Annotated in this window: 16 protein-coding genes and 6 pseudogenes; 10 read left to right on the forward strand and 12 right to left on the reverse strand. The window is 63.1% G+C overall.

Going from position 1 to position 24,367, the window contains the following annotated elements:
* Positions 1-301 precede the first annotated feature (301 nt).
* The 4 genes from C0606_10880 to C0606_10895 form a co-directional block, all read right to left on the reverse strand.
* The gene (locus C0606_10880; protein ID PLX37025.1) at positions 302-1,741 is read right to left on the reverse strand and encodes a homospermidine synthase; all 1,440 of its coding nucleotides are present in this window, start codon (positions 1,739-1,741) and stop codon (positions 302-304) included.
* 180 nt (positions 1,742-1,921) lie between these two features.
* On the reverse strand, positions 1,922-2,503 hold the full coding sequence (locus C0606_10885) for a GNAT family N-acetyltransferase (GenBank protein PLX37026.1): 582 nt from the start codon (positions 2,501-2,503) through the stop codon (positions 1,922-1,924).
* A gap of 10 nt (positions 2,504-2,513) precedes the next feature.
* A complete protein-coding gene (locus C0606_10890; GenBank protein PLX37027.1) occupies positions 2,514-3,647 on the reverse strand; it encodes an ornithine decarboxylase in 1,134 nt (377 codons plus the stop codon).
* 561 nt (positions 3,648-4,208) lie between these two features.
* Positions 4,209-4,922 carry a GntR family transcriptional regulator gene (locus tag C0606_10895; protein ID PLX37312.1) on the reverse strand — a complete coding sequence of 238 codons (714 nt, stop codon included), beginning with the start codon at positions 4,920-4,922 and terminating at the stop codon, positions 4,209-4,211.
* 260 nt (positions 4,923-5,182) lie between these two features.
* On the opposite strand from C0606_10895, the gene C0606_10900 reads away from it, so the two are divergent.
* The 6 genes from C0606_10900 (at position 5,183) to C0606_10925 (ending at position 10,860) form a co-directional block, all read left to right on the forward strand.
* On the forward strand, positions 5,183-6,169 hold the full coding sequence (locus C0606_10900; GenBank protein ID PLX37028.1) for a Fe3+/spermidine/putrescine ABC transporter ATP-binding protein: 987 nt from the start codon (positions 5,183-5,185) through the stop codon (positions 6,167-6,169).
* Positions 6,170-6,227: 58 nt separating this feature from the next.
* Complete coding sequence (locus C0606_10905) at positions 6,228-7,520, forward strand: ABC transporter substrate-binding protein (GenBank protein ID PLX37029.1); 1,293 nt, start codon at positions 6,228-6,230, stop codon at positions 7,518-7,520.
* 77 nt (positions 7,521-7,597) lie between these two features.
* Entirely contained in the window at positions 7,598-8,449 is an 852-nt protein-coding gene (locus tag C0606_10910; GenBank protein ID PLX37030.1) for an ABC transporter permease, read from the forward strand.
* A 2-nt stretch (positions 8,450-8,451) separates the two neighbouring features.
* A complete protein-coding gene (locus C0606_10915; protein ID PLX37031.1) occupies positions 8,452-9,291 on the forward strand; it encodes an ABC transporter permease in 840 nt (279 codons plus the stop codon).
* A 3-nt stretch (positions 9,292-9,294) separates the two neighbouring features.
* On the forward strand, positions 9,295-9,960 hold the full coding sequence (locus tag C0606_10920) for an Asp/Glu/hydantoin racemase (GenBank protein ID PLX37032.1): 666 nt from the start codon (positions 9,295-9,297) through the stop codon (positions 9,958-9,960).
* 45 nt (positions 9,961-10,005) lie between these two features.
* A complete protein-coding gene (locus C0606_10925; protein PLX37033.1) occupies positions 10,006-10,860 on the forward strand; it encodes a GNAT family N-acetyltransferase in 855 nt (284 codons plus the stop codon).
* A gap of 108 nt (positions 10,861-10,968) precedes the next feature.
* On the opposite strand, the gene C0606_10930 is transcribed toward C0606_10925, so the two are convergent.
* Entirely contained in the window at positions 10,969-11,427 is a 459-nt protein-coding gene (locus tag C0606_10930) for a hypothetical protein (GenBank protein ID PLX37034.1), read from the reverse strand.
* A gap of 907 nt (positions 11,428-12,334) precedes the next feature.
* Here C0606_10930 and C0606_10935 point away from each other — a divergent pair.
* A complete protein-coding gene (locus C0606_10935; GenBank protein PLX37313.1) occupies positions 12,335-12,529 on the forward strand; it encodes a hypothetical protein in 195 nt (64 codons plus the stop codon).
* Between the two features lie 1,181 nt (positions 12,530-13,710).
* Here the strand turns inward: C0606_10935 and C0606_10940 are convergent.
* Positions 13,711-14,613, reverse strand: a pseudogene (locus tag C0606_10940) (hypothetical protein).
* On the opposite strand from C0606_10940, the pseudogene C0606_10945 reads away from it, so the two are divergent.
* Positions 14,612-14,791, forward strand: a pseudogene (locus C0606_10945) (hypothetical protein). The pseudogenes C0606_10940 and C0606_10945 overlap by 2 nt on opposite strands.
* Positions 14,792-15,388: 597 nt before the next feature.
* Positions 15,389-15,580: a hypothetical protein gene (locus C0606_10950; protein ID PLX37314.1), complete on the forward strand. Its 192-nt coding sequence runs from the start codon at positions 15,389-15,391 to the stop codon at positions 15,578-15,580.
* 1,481 nt (positions 15,581-17,061) lie between these two features.
* Here the strand turns inward: C0606_10950 and C0606_10955 are convergent.
* From C0606_10955 to C0606_10970, 4 pseudogenes are all read right to left on the reverse strand, one after another.
* Positions 17,062-17,532: pseudogene (locus tag C0606_10955) on the reverse strand (hypothetical protein).
* Between the two features lie 48 nt (positions 17,533-17,580).
* A pseudogene (locus C0606_10960) lies at positions 17,581-17,895 on the reverse strand (hypothetical protein).
* A 99-nt stretch (positions 17,896-17,994) separates the two neighbouring features.
* Positions 17,995-18,321: pseudogene (locus tag C0606_10965) on the reverse strand (hypothetical protein).
* Between the two features lie 321 nt (positions 18,322-18,642).
* Positions 18,643-18,843: pseudogene (locus tag C0606_10970) on the reverse strand (hypothetical protein).
* Between the two features lie 763 nt (positions 18,844-19,606).
* Here C0606_10970 and C0606_10975 point away from each other — a divergent pair.
* Positions 19,607-20,911, forward strand: a complete 1,305-nt coding sequence (locus C0606_10975; protein ID PLX37035.1) for a UDP-glucose 6-dehydrogenase — start codon at positions 19,607-19,609, stop codon at positions 20,909-20,911.
* Between the two features lie 18 nt (positions 20,912-20,929).
* On the opposite strand, the gene C0606_10980 is transcribed toward C0606_10975, so the two are convergent.
* Together C0606_10980 and C0606_10985 are read right to left on the reverse strand one after the other, a co-directional pair.
* Positions 20,930-23,101, reverse strand: a complete 2,172-nt coding sequence (locus tag C0606_10980; GenBank protein PLX37036.1) for a methyl-accepting chemotaxis protein — start codon at positions 23,099-23,101, stop codon at positions 20,930-20,932.
* A 269-nt stretch (positions 23,102-23,370) separates the two neighbouring features.
* Positions 23,371-24,264: a LysR family transcriptional regulator gene (locus C0606_10985; protein ID PLX37037.1), complete on the reverse strand. Its 894-nt coding sequence runs from the start codon at positions 24,262-24,264 to the stop codon at positions 23,371-23,373.
* Between the last annotated feature and the right edge of the window lie 103 nt (positions 24,265-24,367).

The raw sequence follows: 24,367 nt of genomic DNA on the forward strand, positions 1-24,367 counted from the left end.
GGAGGAAAGAGACGTACCCGTTTTGAGAGCGGCCTTGCGGAATCCCTCCCGGCAGTCCGCGCTTAAATGCGCGGCCAGCGACTCATTGCTCATGCTGCAACCCACCCATGCCGAAAATATTCACAGCAGGGTGTGCTGATTCGCGAACAAACGTCCAGCGCAGCAAGATCAATTAATTGCTACAAATCAGGTTGTTCTGGAAATTACTTCGCTTGGGCAAAGACTGGAAACGGCGCCGCTGCCAATAGATGTCCGGCCGCCGCGAGATCGATTGTCTGGCGGCGACCGGAGTCTTTATGCGCTACCGAACCAGAACGTTTCGGAACTGCCAGGGATCGTCACGATCGATCTTTTCCGGGAACAACCCGTTGCGGTTCGTCAGCGGCGTCCAGTCCGTGTAGTAGCCCTTCACCGGGCCGAGATAGGGAAGCTGAACCTCGAGGCAGCGGCGATAGTCCATCTCGTCGGTCTCGACGATGCCGGCCTCAGGGTTTTCCAGCGCCCAGACCATGCCGGCAAGCACCGCCGAGGTGACCTGCAGGCCGGTCGCGTTCTGATACGGCGCAAGCTCCCGCGTTTCCTCGATGGAGAGCTGCGAGCCGTACCAGTAGGCGTTCTTCTTGTGGCCGTAGAGCAGCACGCCGAGTTCGTCGATACCGTCGACGATCTCGTTCTCGTCCATGACGCGAAGTTCCGGCTGCGGCGTGCCGCCATTGCCGAACATCTCGTGCAGCGACAGCACCGCGTTATTGGCCGGGTGATAGGCGTAGTGGCAGGTCGGCCGGTAGGCGACGTCGCCATCTGCGTCACGGACGGTGAAATAGTCGGCGATCGAGATCGACTCGTTGTGGGTGACGAGGAAGCCGTACTGCGCGCCCGGCGTCGGGCACCAGGTGCGCACGCGGGTTGCAGCCCCCGGCTGGTCGAGATAGATCGCCGGACCGTGCTTGCCGCCCTGGTGATGGGCGTTCTTCGGCATCCACTTCTCGTGCGTCCCCCAGCCGAGTTCGGCCGGCTGCTGCCCTTCGGAAATGAACCCTTCGACCGACCAGGTGTTGACGAAGACGTTCATCGGCTTCGGATCGACGGAGCGCTGGGTGTCACGCTCGGCGATGTGAATGCCCTTCACGCCGGTGCGCTTCATCAGCTTCGCCCAGCCGTCGCGGTCGGCCGCCGCCGGTTCGTCGAAATCGATACCGCTCGCACTGGCCACATCGACCAGCGCCTGCTTGACGAACCACGACACCATGCCCGGATTGGCACCGCAGCAGGACACCGCCGTGGTGCCGCCCGGCGAGCGCTGCTTTTCCTCGCGAACCGTCTGGCGCAGCGCATAGTTGGTGCGCGCGGCATTGTCCGCGTCGGCGTCGAAATAAAAACCCGCCCACGGCTCGACGACAGTGTCGATGTAGAGCGCGCCGATTTCCCGGCACAGCTTCATGATATCGAGCGAGGACGTATCGACCGAAAGGTTGACGCAAAAACCCTGCCCGCCACCGGCGGTCAGCAGCCCCGGCAGCAAATCGCGGTAGTTCTTGCGGGTGATGGCGAGCTTCTCGAAGCGGAAGCCGCGCTCCTCGACCAGCGCCCGGTCGGTATCGACCGGATCGATAACCACCAGCCGCGCCGGGTCGAAATCGAAATGGCGCTCGATCAGCGGCAGCGTGCCGCGACCGATGGAACCGAAGCCGATCATGACGATCGGGCCGGTGATGGTGCCGTGCTTGGGGTGGGTGGTCATCGGGCGATGCTCCTTGTCTTGCCTTCCACTCCGTGGGCGAGACGCTCTGCTCGTCGACGGAAAAGGTCCCTTTCTTCAAACAAAAAAACGTCCCCGAAGCCGCAGCGCAGCTCCGGTGACGATGGCTCGATACAGTCCGGAGGTTGCAGCCGGCGGTACGAATCCGCCGGCCGCTGGATGTCAGTTCCCGTTGATGGCGCGCTGTTCCGCCTCAAAGGCGAAACGCGGCTGATTGGCCGGGGCGGCGATCGGCAGCGCCGGGGCACCGCTTGGCCGCAAGGTTCCGTGCGCCCGCTCCAGGGCGCCGGGCTTCAGCGCGAGACCGAGCATGCGATGCCGCTCAAACGGTCCCGGCATGGCGAGACGCCGTGCGGTATGGGCCGAAAATCCGAAGCGCCCGTAATACGGCGCATCACCGACCAGGATCACGGCGTCGTAGCTATCAGCCTGTGCCGACTTCAGCGCCATCTCGACCAGACCCGCCGCGATCCCCGCTCCGCGCCAAGCTTCGTCGACGGCAAGCGGGCCGAGCATCAACCCGGCGCCGAGCCCGCAGGCCCGCACGTTCCACAGCCGCACGGTGCCGACGAGCTTCGACCCGGCCATCACCGAAAGGGCAAGCCCCGGCGCCGGCAGCCGGCCTTCGCGAAGCCGCTCGGACGACCGACGGAACCGGATCGGCCCCATCGTGCGGTCGAGTAACGCCTCGCGGGCGACAATATGAGTTTCTGCCTCCTCGACAAAGGCGATCGACTGGTCCATGGCCGCGGCCTCAGATCAGGTAGGTCTGCAGCGGCGGGAAGCCGTTGAACGCAACCGCCGAATAGGTCGTCGTGTAGGCGCCGGCACCCTCGATCAGGATCTCGTCACCGACGGTGAGCGAAATCGGCAGATCGTACGGGGTCTTCTCGTACAGCACGTCGGCGGAATCGCAGGTCGGGCCGGCCAGCACGCACGGTGCCTTGTGGTCGTAATCGCGCGGCGTGCGGATCGGATAGCGGATCGCCTCGTCCATGGTTTCGGCGAGACCGCCGAACTTGCCAATGTCGAGATAGACCCAGCGCATCGTGTCCTCGGCCGACTTCTTCGACACCAGCACCACTTCCGCCTTGATGGCACCGGCGGAGCCGACCATGCCGCGACCCGGCTCGATGATCGTCGCCGGGATGCGATTGCCGAAATGGCGGGTCAGCGCGTCGAAGATGGCGTTGCCATAGGCCTGCGCGGTCGGCACTTCCTTCAGGTAGCGCGCGGGGAAGCCGCCACCGAGATTGACGAGGCCGAGTTCGACGCCGCGCTCGCGCATGGCACCGAAGATCCGCGCGGCTTCGGCAAGTGCCGAATCCCAGGCGTCGATGTTGGTCTGCTGCGAACCGACGTGGAACGACACGCCCCACGGGACGAGGCCGTTTGCACGGGCGTGGTCGAGCACGGTGATGGCCATCTCCGGCTCGCAGCCGAACTTGCGCGACAGCGGCCATTCGGCGCCGGCGCCGTCGCACAGGATGCGGCAGAACACCTTCGCGCCGGGCGCCGCGCGGGACACCTTCTCGACTTCCTCGATCGCGTCGACCGCGAAGAGGTTCACGCCGTGGGCATAGGCGCGCGCGATGTCGCGTTCCTTCTTGATGGTGTTGCCGAACGAGATGCGGTCGGGCGTCGCACCGGCGGCAAGGGCCATCTCGATTTCAGGAACCGAAGCGCAGTCGAACGAGGACCCGAGACCGGCCAGAAGGGTCAGGACCTCCGGCGCCGGATTGGCTTTCACCGCATAGAAGATGCTCGTGCACGGCAGCGCGCTGCGATAGGCCTCGAAATTGTCGCGCACGACGTCGAGGTCGACAACGAGGCACGGGCCTTCCGGGCGTCGTTCGGCAAGGAAGTTCAGAATGCGGTCAGTGGCCATTGTGGGCTCCCAGCGGTTCCAGATCCAACAGGTGAGCACCGACACGACTGCGCGCCGCGACCGCTGTGGAGACGGTCAGCGACATGCAGGCCGATAACGGCGCATGATCCGAACGCCGCGCGAACGCGAACATCCGGTCTGTAACTGCCATTGATTGGAAGGGAGACCCGTCCGCACGTCCGGCAAAGAAGGTGTGCCTCTTTGAAACCCGGCTTTGGACTGCCGGAGGAGACAAAGGGCCCTCACCGTCGTTGCTTCAAGGCGCCCGGCGGGACATCCAACCTTCCCGCCCCGAAACCCTCCGACATATGTCGGCGTTCCGGTTGTACCGTCGACCTGACTACCGCCTGCCCCCTATTTCAGGGGCTCGACCGGCTTCGAAGTTTCGAGCCGATCCGGCGTCCGGGCCGTGGGCGCCCACAGGCACGTGCGACCTAGGGCGACGCGTCTTCTACGCGTTTTGCGACGGAATGCAAGCGGTTTTTTCACGTTGGAATCGTGCAGAAATTCGGGCGAAAACAGCCCGGGCAAAAACCTGAACAAAATCAAGCAAACTACTGATTAGCCGCCAAAAATATCGGCGAGTGACGGCTCCTGCTCGGGCCGCTCGACAAGGTCGAGGCCCGAATGCAGATCGACGATATGGCTTTTCATGATTTCAAAAGCCGCCTGCCCGTCGCCCTCGCCGAACGCCTTCATCAGCGCGTCGTGCGAATGGCTCTCGCAGGTCGTGTCCGGTCGTTTCCAGTAGAGCGCGATGATCAGCGAGGAGCGCGACACCAGCGAACGGATGATGGTCGCCAGAACCTGCCGACCGGAGATGTCGGCGATCGCGATGTGAAAGAGGCCGGAGAGCGACAGCGCCTCGCCCTTGTCGCCGGCTTTCATCGCCCGGTGCTCGGAAGCGATATGCTCGCGCAGACGTTCCATATCCGATGGCGTCATCGCCTCCGCCGCCATCTGCGCCACCCGCGGCTCGATCAGCGCCCGCGCCTCGAACACCTCATGCGCCTCGCGCACCGACGGCCGCGATACGAAGGCACCGCGGTTGCGTTCAATGGTGACGAGAGCGGAATGAGCAAGCGCCTGCAATGCGGCGCGCGCAACGGTCCGGCTGGCGCCGAAGATGCGCCCGACCTCGTCTTCCGAAAGCTTCGTACCGGGCTTCAGGCGATGTTCCAGAATGGCCTTTTGAAGCTGGACGCAGATCGACAGCGCGCGTCCCGGCGGCAGCGAAAACACCGCGTCGAACCCGTTCTCGACTCCCGATCCCATGCGATCCGTCCCGGTCGCCTGCATCGTCTTCATTCTCCGGAATTGCCTTCCGAGATGTAGTCCAAACTGTCCAACAGAGCAATTTGAAATCGTATACAATTTCTAGGCACTTCGTATTTCATTTGCCCATTTTTTTCGCACTCCAGCGCAGCGGGTGCCGCCCTGGATTCGGGTTCCACTTGAGATTCAAACGCTTAAACCCCTCGCGAAAAGTGGCACGCATGTTGCGAACCTGAGGCCAATCGAAACGGGAAGCGCTCATGACCCAGCAAAGTGCCCTCGAACTGGCCTCGGTGACCAAACGCTACGGAGAGATGGTCGCCGTCGACGCGATCTCTCAGAAATTCGCCGGCGGCACCTATGTCTGCCTGCTCGGCCCCTCGGGCTGCGGCAAGTCGACGACGCTGCGTATGATCGCCGGCCACGAAACCGTCACGGACGGCGACATCGCGCTCGGCGGCAACAACATCACCGACCTGGCCCCGGCCAAGCGCGGCACCGCGATGATGTTCCAGAACTATGCCCTGTTCCCGCACCTCACCGTGCTCGACAACGTCGCTTTCAGCCTCAAGATGCGCGGCACCGACAAGGCGACCCGCCACGCCCGCGCCCTCGAACTTCTCGAGCTGGTCCATATGGGCGACTATGCCGGACGTCTGCCGGCGCAGCTTTCCGGTGGCCAGCAGCAGCGCGTCGCACTCGCCCGTGCCCTTATCACCGAGCCTCAGGTTCTCCTGCTCGACGAACCGCTCTCCGCCCTCGACCCGTTCCTGCGCCTGCATATGCGGCTTGAACTGAAGCGGCTGCAGCGCGAACTCGGCATCTCCTTCATCCATGTCACCCACTCGCAGGACGAGGCGCTGGCGCTTGCCGACGAGATCATCGTCATGAATGCCGGCCGCATCGAGCAGGCAGGCTCGCCGCACACCGTCTTCAACGAGCCGCGCACAGAATTCGTTGCCCGCTTCATCGGCGGCCACAACGTGTTGTCCGGCCCGTCCGGGCCGATCGCCGTGCGCGCCGACCGCATCACCCTCGCCCGCGATCAGGCCGCAGGCGCCGTCGGCGCGACCATCCACGACATCGAATATCTCGGCACCACTTTCGCCGTCGCGCTCGAAAGCAGCGAGACCGGACCCATCACCGCCTCGGTCCCCGAAGCGGTCTTTTTCGGCGCGCCGTTCGAGATCGGTGACGCCGTCTTCGCGTCCTGGAACGCCGACGACGCGCATCAGCTTGCGGTTTGACCGCTTCGCCCCTCGGCATCGCGCCGCGGGTCCAACAGGAAGGGAACAGGAGAACCTCATGACGACAGCAAAAGGCAGCAAAGGGATCGACCGCCGCTCGGTACTGAAGGGCGCAGCCGCCACCGCCGGCGCCGCACTCGGCTCGGGCGCCGTCACCGGCTTCCCGACCATCTGGGCGCAGAACATCAAGAACGTCACGCTGCGCCAGTTCGGCACTGGCGTGTCGAACCTCAACGAGGTCGCGGCGAAGGTGAAGGAAGACCTCGGCTTCACGCTCGAAATGACGGCGCTCGACTCCGACGCCGTGACCCAGCGCGCCGCCACCCAGCCCAAGAGCTTCGACATCGCCGACATCGAATACTGGATCTGCAAGAAGGTCTTGCCGGCCGGCAATCTGCAGCCGATGGATGTCTCCAAGATCAAGAATTACGACAAGATCGTCGGCATCTTCAAAAGCGGCAAGCTGACGCCGGAATCGACGATCGCCCAGGGCACCGCGCCGCACACCGTCGGCTTTGTCGACAGCCCGGACGCGACCAGGTTCGCCACCGAAGAGACCGGCTGGATGACCCTCATCCCGACGATCTACAACGCCGACACGCTCGGCATTCGCCCCGACCTCATCGGCCGGCCGATCGAATCCTGGACCGAGCTGCTGAACCCGGAATTCAAGGGCAAGGCCTCGATCCTCGACATCTCCTCGATCGGCATCATGGACGCCGCCATGGTCTGCGAGGCCATGGGTGAGATCAAATACGGCGACAAGGGCAACATGACCCGCGAAGAGATCGACAAGACCATGGCGATCTTCACCGAGGCCAAGAAGGCCGGCCAGTTCCGCGCCTTCTGGAAGACCTTCGACGAGAGCGTCAACCTGATGGCGTCGGGCGAAGTGGTGATCCAGTCGATGTGGTCGCCGGCGATCACCGCCGTGCGTTCCAAGGGCATCCCCTGCGTCTACCAGCCGCTCAAGGAAGGCTATCGCTCGTGGGGCGGCGGCATCGGCCTGTCGAAGAACCTGTCGGGCCTCGAGCTCGAAGCGGCCTACGAGTACATCAACTGGTACCTGTCCGGCTGGGTCGGCGGCTTCCTGATGCGCCAGGGCTACTACTCGGCCGTGCCGGAGACCTCGAAGGACTTCATGTCGGAAGACGAATGGGGCTTCTGGTTCGAGGGCAAGGCGGCACAGGGCGACATCGTCAACCCGCAAGGCAAGGTCATGGAAAAGGCCGGCGCCGTGCGCGACGGCGGCTCCTTCTACGACCGCATGGGCGCGGTCGCCTGCTGGAACGCCGTCATGGACGAGAACCAGTACATGGTCCGCAAGTGGAACGAATTCATCGCCGCCTGACGGCTGCGGTGATGGCCTGCCCGGAGCTCCCGCCGGGCAGGCCGCTTTCCCCCTGACACACCGAGGACATCGCCGCGATGCAGAGTTCCGACAAGGCAAGCTGGTTGCTGGTCAGCCCGATCACCCTCGTCCTCGGCCTGTTCCTCGTCCTGCCGATCCTGACCATCGTCACCGTCAGCTTCTGGCAATACAACGAGTGGACCTTCTATCCGGCCTTTTCGCTGGAAAACTACCAGTATCTGCTGACTTCGAAGGTCACCCTCGACACCTATCTCAAGACCTTCAAATTCGTCATTCTGACCTGGGCGTTCTGCGCCGCGATCGGCTTCACGGTCGCCTATTTCCTCGCCTTCCACGTCCGCTCGCTGACCGTGCAGATCGCGCTCTTCCTCATCTGCACGATCCCATTCTGGACCTCGAACATCATCCGCATGATTTCTTGGATCCCGTTCCTCGGCCGCAACGGCCTGGCGAATTCGGCCCTGATCGCCGCCGGCGTCATCGACGAACCGCTCGACTGGCTGCTGTTCTCCGACTTCGCCGTGGTGCTCGCCTTCGTCCACCTCTACGCGCTGTTCATGGTGGTGCCGGTGTTCAACACCATGATGCGCATCGACAGGTCGCTCATCGAGGCGGCCCGCGACGCCGGCGCCAACGGCCTGCAGATCCTCACCAATGTGATCATCCCGCTGTCGAAGCCCGGCCTGATGATCGGCTCGATCTTCGTCGTTACCCTCGTCATGGGCGACTTCATCACCGTGCGCTTCATGTCAGGCGGCCAGAGCGCCTCCGTCGGCCGCGTCATCTCCAACGAGATCGGCCTCCTGCAATACCCGGCAGCGGCCGCCAGCGCCGTCGTCCTGCTCGTCACCGTCCTCTTGATGATTGCGGTGATGATGCGCTTCGTCGACATCAGGAAGGAGCTTTAGAGATGGAACCCCGCTCCCGCTCCTTCTATTTGCTCGCCGCCTTCTTCGCGCTCTTCGTGCTGTTTCTTTATGGCCCGATCGTCACCATCGGCATCCTCGCCTTTCAGGGCCCGAATGGCGGCCTCACCTTCCCCATGAACGGCGTTTCCGTTCACTGGTTCTTCAACCTGTTCGAGCAGCAGGCCGTCGGCGACTTCTGGGGCGCCTTCAGTCGCTCACTGGTGCTCGGCCTGATGGTGATGGTGACCACCGTGGTGCTCTCGGTGATGGGCGGACTTGCCTACCGCCGCCGCTTCCGCGGCTCGACCGTGTTGTTCTACCTGGTGATCGCCAGCCTGATCATACCCTCCATCCTGATCTCGCTCGGCGTCGGCCTCATCTTCAACATCGCCGACCTCGAGGTGCACTGGTCGACATCGGGCTTCGGCGCCCAGCTGACCTGGACGCTGCCCTTCGGCCTCTTGATCATGTTCGCTGTCTTCAACCGCTTCGACAAAACCTACGAGGAAGCCGCCCGCGACCTCGGCGCCTCGACCTGGCAGACGTTCCGCTATGTGGTGCTGCCGATGATCGCGCCGAGCCTGATTGGCGTAGCCCTGTTCGGCTTCACACTCTCCTATGATGAATTCGCTCGCACCCTGCTGACCTCTGGCTCGTACAACACATTGCCGCTCGAGATCTTCGGCATGACCACCAACGTCACCACGCCGGTGCTCTACGCGCTTGGCACGCTGACGACGATCTTCTCCTTCTTCATCATCGCCACCTTCCTCGCCATCGCGATGATCATGCGCCGCCGCAGAGCCCGTCTCGGCTCGGACGCCGGAAAGGGACTGGTCTGAGCCATGCGTTTTCTCGTCATCAACCCGAACTGCACCGCGAGCATGACCGACACCATCGCGGAAGCCGCAGAAGGCGCCGCCAGCGCTGGAACCCATATCGTCGCCCGCAATCCGGTCGGCGGGCCGGCCGCCATTCAGGGTCCCGAGGATGGCACCGCTGCCCTCCCCGGCCTGTTCGACCTGTTTCGTTCCGAAGTCCTCGACACCGGCGCCTATGACGCCGCGATCATCGCCTGCTTCGATGACACAGGTCTGTGGGAGCTGAAGCAGCGCGCCTCGATCCCCGTCATCGGCATCGGCGAAGCCGCCTTTCATGCCGCCATGCTGGTCGGCCAGCGGTTTTCGGTCGTCACGACGCTCGCGGTCTCGGTGCCAGTGATCGAGGAAAACCTGAAGCGCTATGGCTTTGCCGAACGCTGCGCCCGCGTCCGCGCCTCTGGCGTCCCCGTCCTCGACCTCGAAAACGACCCCGAAAGCTCGATCCGCGCGATCCGCAATGCCATCAGCGCTGCCATCGCCGAAGATAACTGCGATGCAATCGTGCTAGGCTGCGCCGGGATGGCCGATCTCCCCCTCCAACTGACCGAAGAGTTCGGCCTGCCGGTGATCGACGGCGTCGCCGCCGCAATATCGCTCGCCGAGGCCATCCATAATTGCGGAGCGGCCTGAAGGGCTTCCGGCAAACAAAGAGCGCGATAACGGAGATTGCGGGACATGACCGCCCTGACGATCCGCCCCGCCAACGCCGACGAGTTCGCAACCGCCATAGAGTGGGCGGCCGGCGAAGGCTGGAACCCGGGCCTCGACGACCTGCCCGCCTTTCATGCCGCCGACCCGGCCGGCTTCCTGATGGGGTTCCTCGACGGCGAGCCGGTCTCCTCGATCTCCGTCGTGCGCTACGGCGCTACGTTCGGTTTTCTCGGTTTTTACATCGTCCACCCGGACCATCGCGGCAGCGGCATCGGAATTGCGACCTGGAACACCGGCATGACCCATCTCAAAGGCCGCACCATCGGCCTCGACGGCGTGGTCGCCCAACAGGACAACTACCGAAAGAGCGGCTTCGTGCTCGCCGGCCGCAACATCCGCTTTGCCGGCATCCCGACCGCACTGCCAGACAAAACGGTTCCGGTCAGGCTGGCGAGCGCTGCCGACGCGCAAGCCCTCATCGCCTATGACCGCCGGTTCTTTGCCGACGATCGTACCGCCTTCATCCGCGCCTGGGCCGCCCCGCCCACGCCGGCACGGCGCACAACGGTACTGGCAGAGCGCGATGGCGAGATCTCCGGCTACGGCGTCATCCGCCCGTGCCGCGAGGGTTACAAGATCGGACCGTTATTTGCCGACGACGCGGAAAGCGCGAAATCCATCCTCGCCGCGCTCGTCAAAACCCTGCCGGCTGGAGTGACCATCGTTCTCGACCCGCCTGAGGCCAACGCCGCCGCGGTCGCCCTTGCCGAAAGCCTCGGCCTTGAAAATGTCTTTGAAACCGCCCGCATGTATCGCGGGCCGGCGCCCGACCTGCCAATGGCGCGAACCTTCGGCATCACCACCTTCGAACTCGGCTGATCGGCCAGGAACCCACACGTGAAAAACCCGGACCGGCCAATGACGATCCGGGCAAGACTTCTACGTCACGAAAAATCGTGCGCCAATACTGATTGGGATGCCAACCGGCTATTCCTGGAGGCAGCTCTCTTCGAGAGCAGCATAGGCGTCTTCAAGAACCTTGCCTTCCTCGGATTCCGCGTCGAGGTCGCCGCCGATCATCCAGGCTGCCTCGTATTCTGGGCCGAGATCATGCATGAAGGCTACCATAGCGTCTTCTTCTGCCGCGATCTTGGCATCGTCGCCGGTATCGTAGGCGGCGTAGAGCGCCTTGCTGTGCGCGCAATAATCGGTGCGCATCTTTTCGTCGGCCGCAATAGCGGCAAATGCATCGACCGCCGCCCACACGTCGTCGCCGACCGAGCCCGCCGTATCTTCATCAGCGGCCGGCTGTTCCGCCGGCGCGGCGTCAGGTGCCGCCTGCGTGGCAGCTCCGCCCCCCGCCGCGGGCGCCGCATCCGTTGTCTGGGCCACCCCGAGCGTTGTGGCCGCAATCAAAAACACGCCCCCAATGAGCAGTCTCAACATCAACGTATCCTCTCGTAGCGACATTCGCCCGTTTGCCACCATCGGCAACGGGTCGCTGCATCAGCCGTTCCGGGCTCCGCCCGATGGCTGCTTCACGAATGTATGAATGCCGAATCCGCCGACAAGTTGGCGGCGGATGAGAGTGCGCGCGAACGCGTCAAAAGACAACAACAGAAACAATCACAGTAGGTCCGCGATATCGAAGACGTTGCTGCCGAAGCTGACCTTCTCGACGCCGATGAGGATGTCGGTTCCCAAATTGCCGACCGTGTCGACAACACGGATGTTACCGTTGGCAAGTTCGGTGAAGGTGTAGCGACCGGAGCCGCCGACATAAGCCGCGGTATCGACGCCGGCACCACCAATCAACCGATCGTTGGCAGCGCCGCCGACAAGCACGTCGTTGCCGCCGCCGCCATCGAGCGTGTCGCGACCGCCGCCGCCGACAAGGCGGTCGGCTTGCGCGCCGCCGAACAGGAGGTCGTTCCCAAGCATCCCGTTCAGCGTATCGGCGCCGACGTCACCGCGCAGCGTATCCGCTCCGCCGCCGCCATTGATCGTATCGCTGCCGCCGCTGCCGGCCAGATCGTTGTTGCCGCCATTGCCGATGATTCTGTTGGCGAGATTGTTGCCGGTGCCGTCGACGTTGCTCGCACCGATCAGGATGAGGTCTTCGACATTGGCACCGAGCAGGAAGTTCGCCGACGAGCGGACGACGTCATGGCCATCGCCGGCGTTCTCGACGACACGGTCGTTGGCCCGGTCGACGAAATAGACGTCGTTGCCCGCGCCGCCGCGCATCGTGTCGACCCCGGCATCGCCATTGAGCGTATCCGATCCGGCGTCGCCAACCAGAAAATCATTGCCGCCCTCGCCGCGCAGAACGTCGTTCTGACTGCCGCCATCCATCCGGTCGTTTCCGTTACCGCCGAATATCGTATCCTTGCCGCCACTGCCCTGGAGCGTGTCGTTGCCGCCCTCGCCGCGCAGTTCGTTGTGGCGACCATTACCTGTGATCGCATTGGCCGCGTTGTTGCCGGTCCCGTCGATGTTGCCGGCACCCGTCAGGATGAGGTCTTCCACATTTGCGCCAAGGACGTAGTCAACCGACGAACGGACAACGTCATGGCCATCGCCGGCGTTCTCCAGGGCGCGATCGTTGCTCTGCGCGACGAAGTAGGTATCGTCTCCGCTGCCACCGCGCATCGTATCGACTCCGGCATCGCCGTTCAGCGTATCCGCCCCGGCTCCGCCGACGAGGAAATCGTTGCCGTCATTGCCGCGCAGAACATCGTCCTGAGTGCCGCCGTTCAGCGTGTCGTTTCCTGCGCCGCCAACGAGCGTGTCTTCGCCGGCATCGCCGAACAGCGAGTCGTTGCCGCCATTGCCGCGAAGTTCGTCCGCGCTGCCGAATCCGCGCAGCGTATTCGCCGATCCCGTGCCTATGATCAGATTGGCCTGGGCGTTGCCGGTGCCATCGATCGCCCCGCCCAAAAGCACGAGCGTCTCGATATGGGCCGACAGGACGAAGCTCGCCGTCGCCTCGACCCGGTCGTCGCCACCACCGGCATCCTCGACGACGACATCGCCGGAATCGTCGACGCGATAGGTGTCGTCGCCGGTGCCACCGGTCATGCTGTCGGCGCCCGTGCCGCCGGTCAGCGTATCCTTGCCGGCCCCGCCATCGAGCGTGTCGGCACCGGCCGCGCCAGCAAGCGCGTTGTGGCCGGAATTGCCGATCAGCTCGTTTGCCTCTGCGTTGCCGGTACCGCTCAGGTTCGCCGCACCGAGAAGGGTCAGGTTTTCGACATCCGCGCCGAGCACGAAGTCGATGGTCGAGCGCACCTCGTCGGTGCCGCCGCTGGCAATCTCGGTAACCGTGTCGCCGACATTGTCGACATAGTACGTGTCGTTGCCAACGCTGCCCGACATGGAGTCGGCGCCCGTACCGCCGTCCAGAACGTCGTCATGGGCGTCGCCGTTCAGCGTGTCGTTGCCGGCGCCGCCCTCGAGCGTGTCGTTGCCATTGTCGCCGTTCAGCGTGTTGTCGCCGTCATTGCCGATCAGCTTGTTGTCGAACAGGTTGCCCGAGCCGGAACTGTTAGCAGACCCCATCAGCTCAAGATTTTCGACCCCGACCCCGAGCGTGTAGTCCATCAGCGCGGAGCGAACCGTGTCATCGCCGGCCTGCGCGCCTTCGTTGACCACGTCGTTGGCATTGTCGACAACGTAGACGTCATTGCCGGTGCCGCCGGTCATGTGATCCTGGCCGGCGCCGCCGTCGAGCGTATCGCTGCCGGCATCGCCATAAAGCGTATCGTTGCCCGAATTGCCGGTCAGCTTGTTATCACTGGTGGTGCCAGCGCCGTTGCTGTCGCTCGAGGAGGTGAATTCCAGGTTTTCGAGATTGTTCGACAGGCTGAACGATGTCAGTGACGTTTCGACGGTATCTGTGCCGTCGCCGAAGGACTCCGTGATCGTGTCGGACACGTCGTCGACAATATAGCGGTCGTCGCCCGCGCCGCCCGACATGCTGTCCACGCCGGTACCGCCGTTGAGCGTGTCGTTGCCCTGACCGCCGACAAGCGTATCGTTGTCGGCGCCGCCTTCCAGCTCGTCGTTGCCGTTGCCGCCATCGAGTTCGTCGGCGCCATCGTCGCCCTGCAGCGTATCGGCACCGCCATTGCCGGAAATCGTATCGGCGCCTTCAGCGCCCGTGAGATGGTTGGCCCCCGAATTGCCGATGATCACGTTGGCGACGACAGAACCGTCGCCGTCGATATCCGCGGTGCCGATCAGCGTCAGGTTCTCAACGCTGCTGATCGTGTCGAGAGAAAAGCTGATCGAAGCCTCGATCGTATCGTTGCCGCTGTATTCGCCCTCGATGCTGTCGTTGACGTTGTCGATGACGTAGACGTCGTCGCCGTCACGGCCGGACAGCGTATCGGCACCGGCACCACCGTCGAGCCGGTTGTTGCCGGTATTGCCGGCGATGTAGTTGTCGCCGCTGTTGCCGGTGCCATCGATATTGCTGGTGCCGGTCAGCAGGTACAGCGCCTCGATGTTCTCCGACAGGGTGAAGGACACCGAGGTGGTCACATAATCGTAGCCTTCATTGGCGTTCTCGGTGACCGTGTCGCCCGCATCGTCAACGGTATAGGTGTCATTGCCGTCGCCGCCGACCATGCTGTCGGCGCCGGCCTGACCGAGCAGCGTATCGTCGCCGTCACCACCGATCAGCGTGTCGTTGCCGTCATCGCCGCGAAGGTCGTTGTTGCCGATATTGCCGGTGATCAGATTGTCTTCGGTGTTGCCGGTCCCGTTGAAATCGCCGCTGCCGGTCAACGTGAGGTTTTCAACATAGTCCATGCTGGTGAGGAAAAGCGTGGCCGAACTGATGACCGTGTCCGTGCCCTCACCGGCATATTCGTAGATCGATTCCGTCGCGCTATCGACGTAGTAGACGTCGTCGCCGGCACCACCGTAGTAGCCGTCCGATCCCGCCCCACCGTCGAGCGTGTTGTTGCCGCTGTTGCCGAAGAGAACGTTGTTGGCGCTGTTGCCCGTGCCGGTCAGATCAGCGGTCCCGGTCAGCTGCAGTCGTTCGAAATTGGCGCCGAGCGTGAAACTCCGGTTGATGATGACCGTGTCGTAGCCTTCATTGGCGTTTTCGGTGATGACGTCGTCGAGCGAATTGACGACATAGGTGTCGTTCCCGTCGCCGCCGGCCATCGTGTCTGCACCGGTGTCGCCGTCGAGAACGTTGTTGCCGGAATTGCCGGTCAGCACGTTGTCGAGGCTGTTACCTGTGGCGTCGACGCTGAAGGTCCCGATTAGTTCGAGGTCCTCGACATTGGCCGAAAGCGTATAGGTCGCCGTGGACTGAACAGTGTCATCGCCCTGCCCGGCCAGTTCGACGACAACATCGTTTGTGTTGTCGACGACATAGACATCATCGCCGGTGCCGCCCACCATACTGTCGGCGCCGGCGCCGCCATCGAGCGTATCATTGCCGCCATTACCCACCAGCGTATCGTCGCTCGACCCGGCATCGAGATTGTTGTTGCCGGAATTGCCGGTCAGCGTATTGGCGTTGTTGTTGCCGGTGGCATCAATGTTGCCGGTGCCGGTCAGCGTCAGGTTCTCGACGTGAAGATCGATCTCGATACTGAACGTGACCGACGCCTCGACCGTGTCGTCGCCCTCGCCGGTCAATTCGCCGATCTGATCGCCCGCATCGTCGACGATATAGGTGTCGTCGCCGGTGCCGCCCTGCATGTTGTCGGCGCCGGTTCCACCGTTGAGCGTATCGTTGCCGCCCTGGCCGTAGAGCGAGTCGACACCGCTGCCGCCATTCAGCGAGTCGTTGCCCTCGCCGCCATAGAGCGTGTCGCCACCGCCCGCGCCCGACAGGGTATTGGCGCCCGAATTGCCGGTAATTGTGTTCGCTTCGCCATTGCCGGTGCCGTCGATATCCGCGGTCCCGGTCAGCTCGAGATCCTCGACATTGGCCGACAGCGTATAGCTCGCCGACGCTTGGACGGTATCCGTGCCCTCGGCCGCATTCTCGGTGACGACATCGCTCGTATTGTCGACGATATAGGTGTCGTCGCCGTCTCCGCCGATCAGCGTATCGACGCCCGCGCCACCATCCAGCGTATTGGCAGCCGCATTGCCGGTGATCGAGTTGTCGGATGCGTTGCCGACCAGCGTCGACGTGTTGGTTCCCGTCTGGATGAGGTGTTCGACATTGGCCGAAAGCACGTAGCCGTAAACCGACTGCACCGTGTCGTCGCCACCGCCGATACCTTCGGTCACGACATCGGAGCCGCCGGCGATATAGGTATCGTTGCCATCACCGCCGACGAGCGTATCGGTCCCGCCCGATCCGCCGCTCAGGACGTTGTCTCCGGAATTGCCGGTGATGAGATTGCTGGCGTTGTCGCCGGTCGCGTCGATATTCGCCGTGCCGAGCAGGGTCACGTTTTCGATGTAGCTGTTGCTGCCGAGCGCGATCGTGATCGTGCTCAGAATCGTGTCCGTACCCTCATTGAAGTTCTCGTCGGCGACGTCGCCCGCGTTGTCGACGTAATAGGTGTCGTCGCCCTCGCCGCCCGTCATTGTGTCGGCGCCGACCCCACCATCGAGCGTGTTGTTACCCGAATTGCCGACCAGCGTGTTGTCGGCGGAATTGCCAGTCCCCGAAAGGTTGGCCGTGCCGGTCAGCTCCAACCCCTCGACATTGGCGCCTAGCGTATAGTCGAAGCTTGCCTGAACCGTATCGGTTCCTTCGCCCACACCCTCGGTGACGACGTCGCCGGCATTGTCGACCACATAGGTGTCGTTGCCGAGCCCGCCGACCATGGTGTCGGCGCCGGCCCCGCCATCGATGATGTTGTCGAACTGGTTGCCGGTGATGTGGTCGTCGCCGGAGCTGCCGGTTCCACTCAACACCGCGCCGCTGTTGTAGAACACCATGTATTCCACATTGTCAGCGAGCGTCATGCCGTTCGCATAGGCCTCAAGCGTGTCGATGCCGGCACCAGCAGCCTCGATGATCGTATCGTTGATGCTGGCCCGATAGACGTCATTGCCGGTACCGCCCTGCAGGAGATTGGTACCGCCCTGGCCGCGTAGCGTATCGTTGCCGCTGCCGCCGAAGATGGTGTCGTTGCCGGTGCTTCCTGCACCGCCATCGAGGGAGTCGTTGCCGGCGCCGCCGAACAGCGAGTCGCTGCCGTAACTGCCGTCGAGCGTATCGTCGTTGTCGCCGCCATAAAGAACGTCGTCGTGATTGCCGCCGTTGAGGCTGTCGTTGCCACCGTCGCCATAGAGCGTGTCGGCGCCGTTCAGCCCGTTCAGCGTGTCGCCAAAGGCTCCCCCGCGGATCACCTGATCGGCATTTCCGCCCGACCGCGTCACGGCGGTCGTCGGCGCACGGCCGTAGACAACATAGGCAGCGCCGGCACCACCGTTCGCATTCGAGCCGCCGACGATGAGATCGTCGAAGCCGTCATCATTGACGTCGCCGGCAGTCGACACCGAACTGCCGGAAAGGTCGCCCGCCGCAACGCCATCGAGGCGGAATCCGTTGGTGCCGTTCAGCGTGGAAAGGTCAAGGCTGAGCGTCGAGCCATACCCGCTACTGCCGAAGACGACATAGGCGGCGCCTTCGTTACCGAGCCCATTGGGATCGGCTTCGGTTCCGCCGACGACGACATCGTCGAAGCCGTCGCCATTGAGATCGCCGGCCGTCGAAACCGAAACGCCGGCCAGATCGCCGGAGCCGATGCCGTCGAGCCGGAGGCCTTCGGAGGCGGTCAGCGCAGCAAGATCGTAGGACGCCGAATAGCCGGAAGCCTTGCCGAAGATGATGTAGGCGGTGCCGCTCGCGGTATCGCCCGGCGCCCCGATGATCAGGTCGTCGTAGCCGTCGCCGTTGAAGTCGCCTGCCGAGGACACCGACATGCCGGCGAGATCAGTCGCACCGGCCCCCTCGATCATGAAGCCGTTGGTGCCGTTGAGGCTCGACAGATCCATATCGGCGGAATAGCTCGACGCGCCGAACACCACATAGGCCGCGCCTTCGACGGTCCCGCCCGGATCGGCCGACGGCGCGCCGATGATGAGGTCCGCCTTGCCGTCGCCGTTGATGTCGCCCGCCGAAGAGACCGAGGCGCCCGTTTCGTCGCCGCCGGCAACGCCATCGAGCCGGAACCCGTTGCTGCCGTTCAGCGACGAAAGGTCGAAGTCGAAGGAAAAGCCGCCGCCGTTGCCGAACACGACATAGGAAACGCCCTTGTCGGCCTTGCCATCGACATCGAAGGTCGGCGCGCCAATGATGAAGTCGTCGATACCGTCGCCATTGACGTCGCCGGCGCCCGAAACCGTCAGATCCGAGACATCGTCGAGCACGCTGTCGATCAGGCGGAATCCGTCCCCGGTTCCCAGGTCGAGATAGCTGAAATCCTTCGGAAAACCGGAATCGTTGCCATACACAACGTAGGTGTAGCCGCCGTTGTTGCCGGAACCGGACGCCGCGACCGGCTCGGTGACGGCAAAATCGTCGATGCCGTCCTTGTTGACGTCGCCGATACCCGAGACCGAAAAGCCGCTCGAGGTCAGGTCATCGATACCGTAGATGACGAAGCCGTTGCTGCCGTCGAGCGACGCCAGATCAATGGGACCGCCGAAGCCGCCGGACTGGCCGTAGACGACATAGGTGAGGCCGGAATCCGTGCCGTTATCGTCGGCACCGGGCGCGCCGATGATGATATCGGCAATGCCGTCACCATTGATATCGCCGGCATAGCTGACCGAATAACCGGTCAAGTTCCCGCCCGCCGTACCGTTTATCGTGGCACCGGTCGAGGAGCTGAGCGAAGACAAGTCGATTGTCGCAGTAAAATCGGCCATTACGAATCCACATTTCTCTTACGCAAATCGGATCCGCGCGTCGCCCAATACGCGGAGCTGCGGCATTTTGACCGCACGTGGCGAGACTAAATAATTAACAAAACGTTTGCACCCGAAAATTGTCCTAAGGGTAACCGTGGCGTCTGTGACTGTATATTCATCGGAATTCCTCCCCACATCGCGAGAGCAAAGCGGCCGAAACCGACCGCGTCTCCCGCACCAACCCCGCGGGCCACACCCGCCGCGCGAAGTTGCATCCAATCCCTGTCGTCGAGTGTGGAGGGTGCCGGAAACCGGCGACGTGATCCGCGTCACGGCTTTCCGGTTTTCACCTTTTCGCCGAGTCCCCTCGCCGAACCTCTCCACGCCGACGCCGCCCACGCATCCGCGCACGGAGTCGAACCGTCACCCTTCGCGGAGCCTAGTGCGGACCGAAAACGCACGCATACCCCAATCGCAGTAGAACCACGTATCGCCCTGCGCCAACCGTATAGGGCCACGAAAACAGCGCACTACCGCACCCATCAAACTGTCATATGCGAGTGCTATGGCGGCGATGGAGTTCGGACGACTCGGCCTACAGCATGGCGAGCACGGACCGCGAGCCGGCCCCGGTCACCATGTGCGGCTACCGCGGTTGCGGAAAAGGTCCCATGGCGGGAACGCACATGCTAAGACGGCTAAAACCGGAAACGATCCGTGCCGCGCACGCCGAAATCGCCGGAGAAACTGACGACCCCCTACCCTCCCAAGAGGCGCCCTGATGAAAATTGCAATGATCGGTTCGGGCTATGTCGGCTTGGTGTCCGGCGCCTGCTTCGCGGATTTCGGCCACGACGTCGTCTGCGTCGATACCGCCGACGACAAGATCGAGGCGTTGAAGCGCGGCGAAATCCCGATCTACGAGCCTGGGCTCGAAGCCATCGTGAGCGACAACGCCGAAGCCGGACGGCTGTTATTCACCACCGAACTTGCCAGCGCGGTCGCCGAGGCCGATGCCGTCTTCATCGCCGTCGGCACCCCGTCGCGCCGCGGCGACGGACACGCCGACCTGTCCTATGTCTACGCTGCAGCCCGGGAAATCGCGCACGCGGTCAAGGGCTTCACCGTCGTCGCGACGAAATCGACCGTACCCGTCGGCACCGGTGACGAGGTCGAACGTATCATCGCCGAGGAAAACCCCGATGCCGACGTCGCCGTCGTTTCCAATCCGGAATTCTTGCGCGAAGGGGCTGCCATTGACGACTTCAAGCGGCCCGACCGCATCGTCATAGGCCTCAATGACGAACGCGCCCGCTCGGTCATGACCGAAGTCTACCGGCCGCTCTATCTGAACCAGGCGCCGCTGCTGTTCACCAGTCGCCGCACCTCGGAGCTGACCAAATACGCCGCCAACGCCTTTCTCGCCATGAAGATCACCTTCATCAACGAAATGGCCGATCTGTGCGAGCATGTCGGCGGCGACGTGCAGGACGTGGCGCGCGGCATCGGGCTTGATGGCCGCATCGGTTCAAAGTTCCTCCACGCCGGTCCCGGCTATGGCGGCTCGTGCTTTCCGAAAGACACGCTGGCTCTGGTCAAGACCGCACAGGACCACGAAAGCCCGGTGCGCCTCATCGAGACCACCGTCGCCGTCAACGATCTGAGAAAACGCGCCATGGGCCGCAAGGTCATCGCGGCGGCCGGCGGCAATGTGCGCGGTAAGAAGGTCGCCATTCTCGGCCTGACCTTCAAACCCCAGACCGACGACATGCGCGACAGCCCGGCGATCGCCATCGTGCGAACCCTGCAGGACGCTGGCGCGGCGGTCACGGGTTACGACCCTGAAGGCATGAAAAACGCCCGCGAGGTGATCGACGGCATGGACTATGCGACCGGCCCTTACGAAGCGGCTTCCGGCGCCGACGCGCTTGTCATCGTCACCGAATGGAACCAGTTCCGCGCCCTCGACCTGCCACGCCTGAAGTCGGTGATGAAGGCCCCGGTCCTCGTCGATCTGCGCAACATCTACCGCCGCGACGAGGTCGAAAAGCACGGCTTCGAATATTCCTGCGTCGGCCGGAGCTAGAGCGAACGGCGCACGCCGTCAGGCCGCGGTGACGTTCTTCAGGAACGAGGCAATGGTCGCGTCGAGCCGGCCCGTTTCGGCCTGAACGCTCTCCGCCGCCACCCGCACGTCGTTGGCCGACTGCGAGGTTTCACCCGTCGCCGTGGTCACGCCGGTGATATTCTCCACCACCGATTGGGTGCCGACAGCCGCCTGCGCGACATTGTGGCTGATGTCGGCGGTGGCCGCCCCCTGCTGGTCCATCACCTGCGAAATCATCGACATGTTGCGATTGACCTCGCCCATGGTGCTGGCGATCTCCTCGATCGCGCTGACCACATCGCCTGTCGACGACTGGATCGCGGTGATCTGCATCGAGATGTCTTCCGTCGCCTTCGCCGTCTGGGTGGCGAGTTCCTTCACTTCCGAGGCCACGACGGCAAACCCCTTGCCGGCGTCGCCCGCGCGCGCCGCTTCGATGGTCGCGTTGAGCGCCAGAAGATTGGTCTGCTCGGCAATCGCCTGGATGAGCGCGATGACGGCGCCGATCTTGTTGGCGCCTTCGGCCAGTGCGGCAACCTTTTCGTTGGTCGAAACCGCGTTTTCAGACGCCGTGTTGACCACCGACGTTGTCGTGTCGATCTGGTTCGAGATCTCGCCGATCGATGCCGAGAGCTGCTGGGCGGCTTCCGCCACCGTCTGCACATTAACGGACGCCTCTTCCGACGCGGCTGCGACCGAGGTCGCCTGCTCGCTGGTTCCCCCGGCGAGATGGGTTAGGGTTTCCGCTGTCGCCGTCATCTTCGAGGCGTTTTCGGCAACCGCATGAAGCCCGTTCTGAACATCTGCGCGGAACTGGGTGATCATATCGTCGATCCGCTTCTCGCGCTCACGCCGAGCTTCATTGGCATCGGCACTTTCGGCCTCGAGGCGCTGGCGCTCGATCTGGTTGTCGCGGAACACGGCGACCGCCTTGGTCATGTCGCCGATCTCGTCACCGCGCCTGGCGCCGTCGAGGCCGATATCCGTATCGCCTTTGGCGAGCCGCGACATTTCCCCGACGAGAGCACCGATCGGTCGCGTCACGCCGCGCGAGGCAAAGAAACCGACCACACCGACGATGAACAAAAGAACCGTCCCGATGATCGCCATCTGGTCGCGGATCGCGGCGACGGGAAGCAGAGCCTCATGGTCCGACTCCATCGCCACCACTGCGTAGTGCGCACCACGATAATTGAAACCGACGGCACTGATGTCCATCGGCTCGCCACGATAGAGCGGTGCGATCCCGCCCACCTTTCCATTTGAGAACACATCCGTCAGGAACTCGGCGTCAAGACGGGTGGTGAGGATGTCGTTGACCTCCGGCGTATGCGCACTGTCGGTCCGCATCAGCATGTCGTCGCCGATCAGCACGATCTCGCCGGTCTCGCCGATGCCCATGTCGGCGGCAAATACCTTGTTAATGGCGTCGACCGGCATCTGGAAGGCGAGCACGCCGAGCGTCTTGCCGTCCGCATCTTGAACCGGATAGGCGATAAAGCTGGCCGCCGCGCCGCTGCTCGGGCCATAGGCCTCGAAATCCTCGAACGCGATCGGGTCCTTGCCATTCTCATTGCCGGCCTTCAGCGCGGCGCGAAAGACATTGCCGAGATCGGTGTTCGCCCACTCGCCGCCCTTGTCGGCGGCAAAATTGGTTGCGTAGTCGGCCTCCTTGAACACCGAATAGACGAGATTGCCCTCGGTATCGAACAGGAACACATCGTAGTAGCCGCTGTCCTGCTGCAGGGCGCGGAACCACGGATGATATTTCGCATGCACCGTGTCGTAGTGGCTACCGGTCTCGGCCCGGTCGAGCAGATGCTTCGAGCCGACCGGGTTCGGATTCTTCTCCACATAGGCCGCCTTCAGCTCCTTCTGCGGATCGCCGCCGAACATCGCCCAGCCCTTCCAGGTCCCGGCGAACTCCTTCAGCGCGTCGATCGTCAGCGGGCTGGTGGCAACGAGCTTCAGCTCTTTCTCGATCCCTTGCAGATAGCCTTTGAAGTTTTCCTCGCCGATCCGGGCTGCCGCCGCGAGCCTCTCGCCCGCCGCCTCTTTCAGCTGCGAAGACGCGGTGAAATAGCTGGCAATGCCGATGCCGAGACCAACCACCAGCGCGCCCCCCAGAACCAGAAGGGGCAGCTTGGTCGACAGGCGCAGGTTTTTCATCAAAGGGGCCCTCGAGTTTATTGCTATTTGTTTCTGAATACCGAAGGCGGCTAAATTAAAAGTAAAAATACGGACAAATACAACTAACGTCGCAGAGGCCGCGACGTAAGCCACAGACAGAGACTGCAAGAAGATCCGCTAGATTATTCCGGCGCAGCAAAAAAATAGTCTGTTTTTCGGAATATTATTTGATTTCTTTAGGATGCACGAATCCGGCACCGGATCGGCATGTGCAACCACAGTGAATGATGCGCATCGCCTCCGCACATTCACGAAGCAAACAGGTGTTTCGACTGCTTCACCTGTTCGCTGATGAAGGCGATGACGGTCTGAATGCGCGTTGAATCGCGCGAGTCCAAGTGGGCCATGATCCAGAAGCTACGGGTCAACTCGACCCGCTCGGGAAGCACGGGCACGAGGCCGGAGCGGCCATCGACAAGGAAATCGGGAAGGATACACAGACCGCCCCCCGCCTCGGCCGCATACATCTGGGCAAAGAGATTGGAGCTCGAAAGATGCGGCGCCGAGATTTCGGCGACCTTGTTCAGATAGTCGAGTTCCGGCATCGCGATCAGGTCCGGGATATAGCCGATGAAATGGTGCTTGCGGAAATCCTCCGGACTGTCGATCGGCCCGGCGTCTGCCAGATACCCCGGCGCGGCGTAGAGGTGCAGCCGGTAGTCGATGAGTTTCTTGGAGAACAGCCGGCCCTTGTCCGGCCGGGCGAGGCCAATCGCGATGTCGGCCTCTCGCTTCGACAGGCTGAAAATGCGCGGCATGGTGACGATCTGCAGCTCGAGCTGCGGGTGCCGCGCGCTCAGCTCGGCTAGACGTGGCGCCAGGAAGAACGCACCGAACGCGTCCGGAGCGCCGATCCGCACCGACCCGCTCAGCGAAAACTTCTCTCCCGCGATCTCGTTTTGCGCGTGCGCCGCGGAACTCTCCATCGCCTCGGCATGCATCAACAGTCGCTCGCCGGTATCGGTCAGCGAATAGCCACGCGGCGAGCGTGTGAACAGCGTCGCCCCGAGTTTTTGTTCAAGCGAGGTGACGCGACGGCTGACGGTCGCGTGGTCGGTGCCCATCCGCCGCGCGGCCGCCGTCAACCGGCCGGTTCGCGCGACCGACAGGAAGTAACGCAGATCGTTCCAGTCAAAGCTCATGGCTCCTCATTTCAGTGCGAGCATAAGCGCACAACAGCTTGGCATTCAATCCCATAGATTTGCACAAACAAACTTATAGGATGGCTCCCAAACATCATGCCCA

The sequence above is a fragment of the Hyphomicrobiales bacterium genome, from assembly GCA_002869065.1.
Classification (GTDB): Bacteria; Pseudomonadota; Alphaproteobacteria; order Rhizobiales; family Rhodobiaceae; genus Rhodobium.